General features: G+C 27.3%; 8 protein-coding genes. All 8 read right to left on the bottom strand.

What is annotated here, in order from left to right; all coding sequences use genetic code 11:
• The coding region (locus tag SPJ17_RS02405) for a DUF1016 N-terminal domain-containing protein (protein WP_321092396.1) at window positions 1-338 on the bottom strand (338 nt) is incomplete at its 3' end.
• Between the two features lie 311 nt (window positions 339-649).
• Window positions 650-1,672 (bottom strand): PDDEXK nuclease domain-containing protein, encoded by a 1,023-nt coding sequence (locus tag SPJ17_RS02400; protein WP_321092394.1) that lies wholly within the window; start codon window positions 1,670-1,672, stop codon window positions 650-652.
• A gap of 403 nt (window positions 1,673-2,075) precedes the next feature.
• Window positions 2,076-2,867: a hypothetical protein gene (locus SPJ17_RS02395; protein ID WP_321092392.1), complete on the bottom strand. Its 792-nt coding sequence runs from the start codon at window positions 2,865-2,867 to the stop codon at window positions 2,076-2,078.
• 100 nt (window positions 2,868-2,967) lie between these two features.
• Window positions 2,968-3,648: a hypothetical protein gene (locus SPJ17_RS02390; RefSeq protein WP_321092390.1), complete on the bottom strand. Its 681-nt coding sequence runs from the start codon at window positions 3,646-3,648 to the stop codon at window positions 2,968-2,970.
• A gap of 25 nt (window positions 3,649-3,673) precedes the next feature.
• A complete protein-coding gene (locus SPJ17_RS02385; RefSeq protein WP_321092387.1) occupies window positions 3,674-4,480 on the bottom strand; it encodes a hypothetical protein in 807 nt (268 codons plus the stop codon).
• 270 nt (window positions 4,481-4,750) lie between these two features.
• Window positions 4,751-5,521: a hypothetical protein gene (locus SPJ17_RS02380; protein WP_321092385.1), complete on the bottom strand. Its 771-nt coding sequence runs from the start codon at window positions 5,519-5,521 to the stop codon at window positions 4,751-4,753.
• 11 nt (window positions 5,522-5,532) lie between these two features.
• Complete coding sequence (locus SPJ17_RS02375; protein ID WP_321092383.1) at window positions 5,533-6,324, bottom strand: hypothetical protein; 792 nt, start codon at window positions 6,322-6,324, stop codon at window positions 5,533-5,535.
• A gap of 16 nt (window positions 6,325-6,340) precedes the next feature.
• The gene (locus SPJ17_RS02370) at window positions 6,341-9,412 is read right to left on the bottom strand and encodes a leucine-rich repeat domain-containing protein (protein WP_321092381.1); all 3,072 of its coding nucleotides are present in this window, start codon (window positions 9,410-9,412) and stop codon (window positions 6,341-6,343) included.
• Window positions 9,413-9,577 lie beyond the last annotated feature (165 nt).

Below are 9,577 nucleotides of genomic sequence, written 5' to 3'. Positions count from 1 at the left end.
TAAAAATATCCACTTGATAATTGTCTATTTAATTCTCTAGCTGAATAATTATTTTTGATACACATTCTAATATAAAATTCTTTTTCTTCCATTGTTTTTGTGCCTGAAAGAATCGCTATATTATTACTCCAACTAATTTGTGACAACAGTGTTGACACAATTTCATTATTCTTGTATGTATCATAAAATTGCATCATCCTATAAAGCCCTGCTCTATTAAAACCCTTTAGTGTAGGATACTGATTATTTATCTCTCTAGCTATTTTATCTATAACCTTAGAGCCCCATTTTTCAGATGCAACTTTCTCTGATAGATATTTACCTATTTCATAATACATAGTTACTTTAATAGCATCGTATTATTATTCAATCATATTCTTCAAAGCCTTCATATAAATCCAATTCTTTCATTTACTTATTTCTTCCTTTCCTGTTGTGTCCATTAATTGTTAATTCTAAAAAACTACAATTGAGCGTGATTATAGTCCAACTTAAAATACTAGATTTTGCAGACAGTGTTTGCACAAAGTCAGGATGTTTTATTTTTCAACTAATTTGTGACACCAGTGGTGACACTATTTAGTTTTAATTCTTTTCATTAAATATCACACATATCATCATAATTGAATAGTTAAAAAGGATTAGTTCCCTAATCCTCAGTATTATCTAACATTTTTCTAATTTCAACCACTTTGTTTTCTAATATATTTTTATCGATTAATTTAGTACTATATTCTGATACCAAAAGCGGAGATGTATTTCTTGACATCGCATATTCTACAACTGCTTGGTCCTTTTCTGAGCATAATATTACACCAATTGATGGATTTTCATCAATTCTTTTTTCTTGCCTATCTAATGCTTCTAGATAAAAATTCATTTTAGAAATAAATTCTGGTTTAAATTCATCAACCTTCAATTCAAAAGCTACTAAACATTTTAAATATCTATTATAAAATAATAAATCTATATAATAGTCATGATTTCCAACTTGCACACGATATTCTTTTCCTATGAATGAAAAATCTTTACCTATCTCTAATATAAAGTCTTTTAAATTATCTACAATAGCACTTTGTAAGTCTTTTTCTTTATAATTATTAGGTAAATCTAAAAATTCTAATGAATATTGATCTAATATTCTAGTATTAGGATAATCATCTTCCCCAACAAGTGCAGTTGTACTTTCTAGCTCATTACCTGCAGATAATATATATCTTTCATAGAAATGACTAGCTATTTGACGTTCCAATTCTCTTTTAGAATAATTATTTTTTATACATAATCTAATATAAAATTCTTTTTCTTCTATTGTTGATTTATGCGAAAATATTATTAAATTATTAGTCCAGCTAATTTGTCTCACCAGTGGTGCGACAATTTCATTATCCTTATAAGTATCATAAAACTGCATCATTCTATATAACCCAGCTCTATCAAAGCCCTTTAATGTTGGATACTTATTATTTATCCCATTAGCTATTTTATCTATAACCTTAGAACCCCATTTTTCAGATGCAACTTTCTCTGATAGATATTTACCTATTTCATAATACATAGTTACTAATTCTTCATTTACTTTACGATATGCATTTTCTCTATGTTTTTCAATCACCTTAACAATATCAGTAATTGAATCATCATTTACAATTTTTACATCATTATCTTTCAATGTAATCCACCGTCCTAAAAACAAATTTATTATACCACAAAAATTGCAAAAAATCCCTTAGGTAAGCCATTTTTTGCTTGATAAATTTTGTGAGAAATAGGACTTATAAATGATTATTTGAGCTTGATTTTAGAAAAAAGAGCAGAAAGTTAAATAAATATGAGAATACAATTTCCTAATAAATAAAAAAAGCCTCCGGGCCCGTAGGTATCCGGAGGACGATCCATCACGTGTATTATACACGTTATTTCTTAAAAGTAAATAGTTTTTATTGAGTTTTAATATTTTCACTTTTTTTTATTTTGCATATTCACTATTTTTTGTCATTTTGCAATATTTTTGTCATCGTTTGTCATTTTGTAATATTTTTGTCATTTTAGAAAGAGTTCCTTTTTCTCATTTCTTATTCCTCTCTATTTGCATTCTTATCTATTCCCATATAAGAATATACTAACGAATCATAATCCATTATAGCTCTATCATTTATATCTTCTAAATCATCTGAAAAATAATCATCTAGATCAAATTCTTCTATACATTCATTATCTATATGATTGAAATAATAATATAAAATATGCTTATTATCCTCTAAAATGCCTCTACCTCTAAATTTTAATATTTTAAGAGGAACATATTCCTCAAAATATTCTAATTTATTGAATGCTATATTAAATATCCAATCCTCACCATAATCATACCAAAGATTCACATTCTTTAAATCTAATATATCGATAGTGTAATTATCTAGTGCAGAATAACCAAATCCACCTCCATCTATTGGAGTAACAAAGTGAATATTTTTTTTATATAAGGATACTAAATGCTCTCCATAGCAATCCATAGTGGATAGAACTCCCATCATCATTTCGTATATACTACTTCTTATAGGTATTAACATAATTCTTTTTAAATCCTTAGGGAAATCTGTAGATTTCACATTTATCCTTATATATCTATATAAATATTCTCTTTTTATTAAAGAATATATAGATTTCATATCATTCTTTCTTTTCAGTGATTTCATATTGTTTGCTAAATCTAAATCATAAGGATTATCCGATAATAGATTATCTATTAATTTAATAAATGCATTAAATACTATCTTATTATAATAGTTTTCTCCTTCTATTTCTTTTATCTCTACATCCTTTTCTATTTCATCCCAAAAATAATCATATATTGCCGTTGTTTTCATTTTATATAGCCTCCTCATATATATTAATCATATACCAAATAAAAGAAAAATACCATTGTTTTTTATGAATATAAAGTTAAAAGCTTATAAAGCTTATTCTTTATTTTTTAGACAATTTTATATTATTTAATATATATAATCCATTATTTAAAGAAAGGATATTATTTTCTTTTTTTAAAGTGTTTAAATACTGTCTTGAGAATCCAAAGTGATCAACAATATCTTTTGATGTTAACACATTGTTATTTATATATTGGATTAAAGCATTATAAGATAATGGAAATTCTTTTCCATTATCTTTTATAAATAAATAATCATATCTATCCTTTGAATTATAAATAATTTCATTACCAAAGATAGATAAAAAAGGAATTTCTTTTTTATTTAAATGATCTAATATGTATGACTTATTATTTTTTAAAAAAACAATCAATTGATTATCTAAAGATATAAAGTCTATTATATGATATTCCATTCTATTTTTAATTTTGTAATCTAAATCAGATCCTTTAATCTCTTCTATATAATTATCATCCATAGATGAATTCCCTTTAGAAGATATAAGTAATAAAAGCTCATTGTAATATGGAATCTTATTATCCTTTAATATGTTATTAATATTTCCTCTTTCATAAGGTACTATTCTTTCATTAATCCATTTATAGGTCCAATAGGAATTCATGGTATATTTATTTTTATTTATGAAGGATTGAAAGAATATAGGATATTCTTCTAATCCTTCATTTAATTCGATATAGCAATCATCATATTTATCATTCATAAATAGATATCCATAAATACATTTTTTATTTCTTATAGAAAATATCTTCAAGTTCGTTCCATCTCCTTTGTAGTAATTGTTTAGCCTTTAGCATATATTCTAGATTATCTTTTGTGATGATACCTAAGAATATATTATCTAGATTTAAATTCTTTTTTGGAAACATATCTTTTGGTACAATTTTAATGTTTTCTTCTAATGAGCTAGAACCGATATAGGAATTTACTCTTTTATTTTTAAAAATATCATATGCTTTTATATCAGCTGATAAATAAGATGGAGATAATAAAGATAATCCATGATCAAAAAGAGGTGCTAAACGGTATTCCTTTGTTTTGTAATTATATAAGACTTCAATGTTTGCACCATGTCTATCTCTATTCATTATGAAATAATCAATTATAATCATATGATATATTTCATTTAAGAAATTATATCTTTTCATGAATGAAAGGATATCTTCATTATTTTCTTTATTTAATTCATAGAAATTTTCTAATGTCATTTTAGTCTCATTTGGTTTCTTAAAATCATATGTATAATTCAAATATGTAATATATTCTTTGTTATTAATAATAATCTTCCCTTTTATTAAATTATATTCTAAATGAGGAAATCCTAAATGAGATAATAATCTATCTGCAATAATTTCATTAAAGGATTCATAACCAAAGATTCCATTTACATCATCAAAATAGGATAATTTATAATATATTTTTTTGCCATTCCTATAAGAATAGCTTTTTAAATAAGAACCTGCAGTACCTGAGGATTGTCTAGATTTTGTCCAAGATAGATTTGTTAAATCGATTATTTCATCTATATTAACCATATATATCACCCAAGTATAAAATAGCATTTTAGTTGACGGTTGTCAAGTAAACTATAGTTTTATATAGATTTTAAATTATAACAAATCTTTATATCCTTTAAATAATCAAAATACATTGTAATATCACTACAAAATAGATTGTAACAGGTGTTACAATCTATTTCAAAAAAGCATTCCATAAGAAAAAGGACATCCAAAATAGGATATCCGTAGTAAAATCTTGTGAAAAGGAACCAAAAAAGCTAATTCAACCGAGGTCAAATTAGCGAATTAGCTTGATTTTTGATCTGTATCTAAAGATAATGTAAGACGGAAATCTGGAAGATTAAACTGGGAAAGTGTAAGTGTAGAATCACTCTTCTGCCTTACCTCAAGCCAGACGTCAAGTCTTCCTACTTCTAGGGTTCCACCACCATAGGCAGCGGTCTTTCCTTCAACTTTAAGGTTTGCCGGAGTGATGGTAAAGCCTTTATAGCTTTCTCCATCTGAAAAATCACGCCAAGAGGTAAAATCAATTCCCCCAGTATTTGATATAATACCGCATCTTACCTGAAAATCCTTTAATTTGGTTTTATCTACCTCAGTATCATTTTCAAATCCAAAAGATACATCATTTTCGCTTCCACTTAAATTTATAATTTCAAATTTATAAGTAAATATCTTAGATGGTACTAAATCTAAGATTTCTATTTTATTTAATAGATTCGATTCAGAATCTCTAGCTAGTGCGTATCTTTGATCTAAATATTTAAATGAATAAGTTTCATTATAATATTTATCCGCATAGGAAATATAGGTACCAGAACCTACATTAGGATTTAAATATTTACCTACATTATCATTTGATAATTTATCAGGTAGTCCATTATGGTTTAAATCGACTCCCTCATACATAGACACTAAGGATTGAATTTGTAAGATTTCAAATTCCATATCTTTTGATGTATCTATATTTATATACCATGCATAGGTCATAAATGTGATTAGCGCAATGGAAAAAATTACGCTAATTAAAGACATAATTAATTTTGATTTTTTCATATTGCGCACCTCTATAGCATTACATAAATAAATCCAATTTGAAGAGTCAAGAAGGATAATAGTGCATCTCCTGTATAGGTTGAGGATTTACCTACAAGCTCATAATATTGTGTAAAATCCTCAAATACTCTAAATGTATAATTTAAGGATTCATAATCCTTATCCCATATACCATTTAAGGATTCTATTCTTAAATTCGTATCATCGTCTTTTGTTATATCATAGGGGCTAAACCATTGGAAATCTTGTGTACTAAAATTATTTATTACTGTATTAGATGCATCCTTTAATGAAATGTTTTTCCATTTATATGCTCCCATAGCGTAATGCTTATGTCCATCTAACATAAAATCTTTATTACCATTTACATTCATAAAACCAATAGAATAGCTACTATTATCAAATTCATCCGTGATACTAAAGCCTATGGTAATATCTACATATTCTCCAGGAAGTAAGTTTCTTATAAAGAAGCCCTCATTTTGTGCTTCTGTAAAATCCTCATTTTTTATAACTATAGGAGTAACAGGCTGTACATCATAAAGAATTCTTTTCGTTAAATAAAGACTTCCATTATCTCTTCTTTTATAGGTTTCTATAGCCTTTGTATGATTTAAATAAGTAATTTCTGCAGTAATCGTATCACTGAATACGACATTATTGTTATCACTTGTAAGACCTGTACCGCTATTTACATTCGCTTGTTTATTTACTGCATACCAACCAAACGATAACACTATAAGCAAGAGGCTTGTAAGGGATAATACTATTAAATTGGATATAAGTTTAAATTTCTTATTCATTATAAGCCTCCTTTTTTTATTTATAACGATCTACATAATATTTAACGGTTAATATATAACCTGTAGAATAGGTTAATTTCACATAGAAGTATGTGGCAGTACCTACGGTTTTATCTTCCTCATGACTCCAAGATAGTTTACCACTTGTTTGAAGCCCAAATGGGTTATTACCAGGTCTTGCCCCATCTGTTACATTTGTAATATCTAGACCAAGAGAAGCAAATGGTTGATATAAAGCGGATATATCCTTACCTGATTGTAATTTATCCTGATAGCATATAGATTTTAATCTTCTATAATCATCAATAGAATTAGATTCTGCATATAATACTGGAATATTATTCGATACCGTATTATATACTGCAGATCCATGCCTCATTAAATCATAGAAGGATTGGAAATTACATATACCTGTAGAACCAACATATTTTACATCTCCATTTTCTGGTACGTTATTATATAAATATACCTTTTCTAGCGAGGTTACCTCGGATAAGGCATCAAAATAGGATATTTTATTGTTGGATATATCTAATACCTTAACGGTAGTTAACTTGGATAAAGCACTGATATCTGTAATATTACAATTCTTTAAAATTAGAGTATGTAGGCTTGGCATACCTGCTAAGCCTATAATTACAGAATTGGATACACTTTTACTATTAGATAAATCCACCTGAGTTACATTCTTTAAATAGCCAATTCCACTATAATCTTGTACTGAAGATAAATCTTTATCCGAAGAAGATATTAATATATCTTGGCTTAGCCAATCCATTGGGATAATGGTATTATTTTCATTTATGTTTTCTAACTTTTCGATTTGAGATGGCCTAAATTTATTATAAATCCACTTAAAGAAGGTTTGATCCTTAACTGCATGATGTACAGTTACACCACTTCCTGTCATTCCTTGTGCGTTATAGAATAATCCACCTAAAACGGTAAATTGAGTCGTATTTAAGTCTGTAAAATAAGTCGTATTGCCTACTACCTTAGCATAAGGAGTCCATTCAACATCATTTTCATTAAATTTATAATTATACATTAATATTAATCTTTGATTTTCTGTTAAGGATTCCTGTGCATCAATACTAAATATATAGTGGGCATCAGAATAGGATGCTATTTCCGATAATTTTTTAGTGCCTAAATGGGCATCTAACTGATTAGAGAAAGAATTTTGATTTGTATATTCAGGGAAGGTATATCTTACTTGTCCATTGTAATATAAATCTATTTTTAAGTTCTTAGGCTTAAAATAATGATAATTATAATATGTAAATTTAGAACCATCCGCTAAGATTTCTTCTTCTATTGTATAGGTTGCAACATCATATACAATATATGGTGGAATCAAATGTGGAGTATTTGTAGTACTATCATTATACGCAAATGGCATATCAAATTTTGTTAGTAATTCACTTGGCACCTCTGGGTCATAAATACTATAATAGCTTAAGAAGCTAGATAGTATAGATCCAGTAGAATCTAAGTAATCCACATATACATCAATATCTATTCTAGTTCCATCACTAAATGTGAAGGAAACGGTAATATATGGTGCCTTATCGATAGGTACTACATTATTATTAATAGATAATACATTATCATTAATTTGATAATAGGTCTCTGCTATAGAGGATTCCTTAATTGCATAGTTAATTTGAGTTACACCATGTTCTGTTATTAAATTTTTAACTATAGTATTATTGCCATTTTGAATGGTAGATACCGTTTCTAGTTGTAGATTTTGATATGTTTTATCATAAATGATTGCACCACCATATAAATGGTTCAATATTAAATGTGCAATAGATTCCTTTGTTGAAACATAGGTAGAATACATATTTAAAGGATCATTATTAATAACCAAGTGATAACAATTTAAATTAGGTTCAAAATAAACTGTATTTGATTTATCAGCTAATCTACCATCTACATCATTACCATCATAATCTGTTACAGAATATGTATATGTAATAAGACCTCCAAAGGCACTCTTTGGCAATTCTATTGCATGATCAAATCCATAATAATAATCACTGAATACAACATTTTCCATAATTGTTAATGCTTCTTTTTTATAATATGGTGAAATATAAGATTTTATTAAGGATTTAGAAACCAAATTCTTGGTGTTTGCATCTGTTAGCTTAACTACATGTAATTTAAAAACAAGAACATAATCTGTTGTAGATCCTGCGTCGGATATGGATATGGTTACCGTTAAGGTAACATCACTATGATCATTTAAAGCTGAAGTAGATATCTTACCATAATTCGATACAATATTTTCATTTGATGATTTATAACTAATATTTATATCACTAGATAAATAATAATATGGTAAATCTAAATCCTTATATACATAGCTACAATATTCTGTACTACCTTCAAATTCACAAGCCGTGCTTGGAATGAATTTTTCTATATCAAGTTTAAAATCATTACTACTTACCGTATGATAATCTTCAAATTTAGGGGCTTGATTCAAGCTTGAATTCAGTGCCTTCCCAACCATATATAGTGCACTATAGGCACTATATTTTTTATCTAAATGTACTATAGTGAAGATATCTGTAGATTCTGCAGTTACATTATTCTTTTTATATGAAACTTTATCTACTTTAAATCCTGATTTTATTAAATCAATAACAATAGCGCCTTTAGATTCTCCAGTAGTAACGATTCCAGTTTCAATAGTGCCATTATAGATACCTGATGTACCACTATAGCCTGATTTAAAGGTTAGGGTATAATTATTTAAATCTAATGTATGAGTATTTAAATCTATTTGAATATCCTTAGTTAATACTAAATCACTTGTTAACGTGATATCGTTTTTAAGACGTAATATAGCTCTATCACTAGATACAGATTCTTTGCTGTTATAGCTTGAATCTGTACCAGAGGATAATAAACCATAGAAGGAAGCTACTTCTATAATATTATCTTTTTCTATACTAGATACATTATTCAAATCTTGGCTTCCTGCTTGATTTTTAACATAAGCATAAATAGAAATGCCAAGGAATAGAGAAAATGTAAAAATGCTTAAAATAATAATTCCTATTTTCTTTTTCATAGATAGCCTCCTTCCATACAAATTACCATATAACGGTACCTACAAACTTAATCTTGTAGGTCTTTACTTCATCATCCATATGGTTGCCATCACCATTTGGATCTCTTATTACTGCAGAAATAATTAATTCATATGTTCCTGCATAACCTAAGTAATTACTTTGAT

It is taken from the genome of Anaeroplasma sp. (assembly GCF_034179385.1).
Classification (GTDB): Bacteria; Bacillota_I; Bacilli_A; order Acholeplasmatales; family Anaeroplasmataceae; genus Anaeroplasma.
Note: the sequence above shows the minus strand (reverse complement) of the source record. Positions and strands in the feature narration are given on the sequence as shown.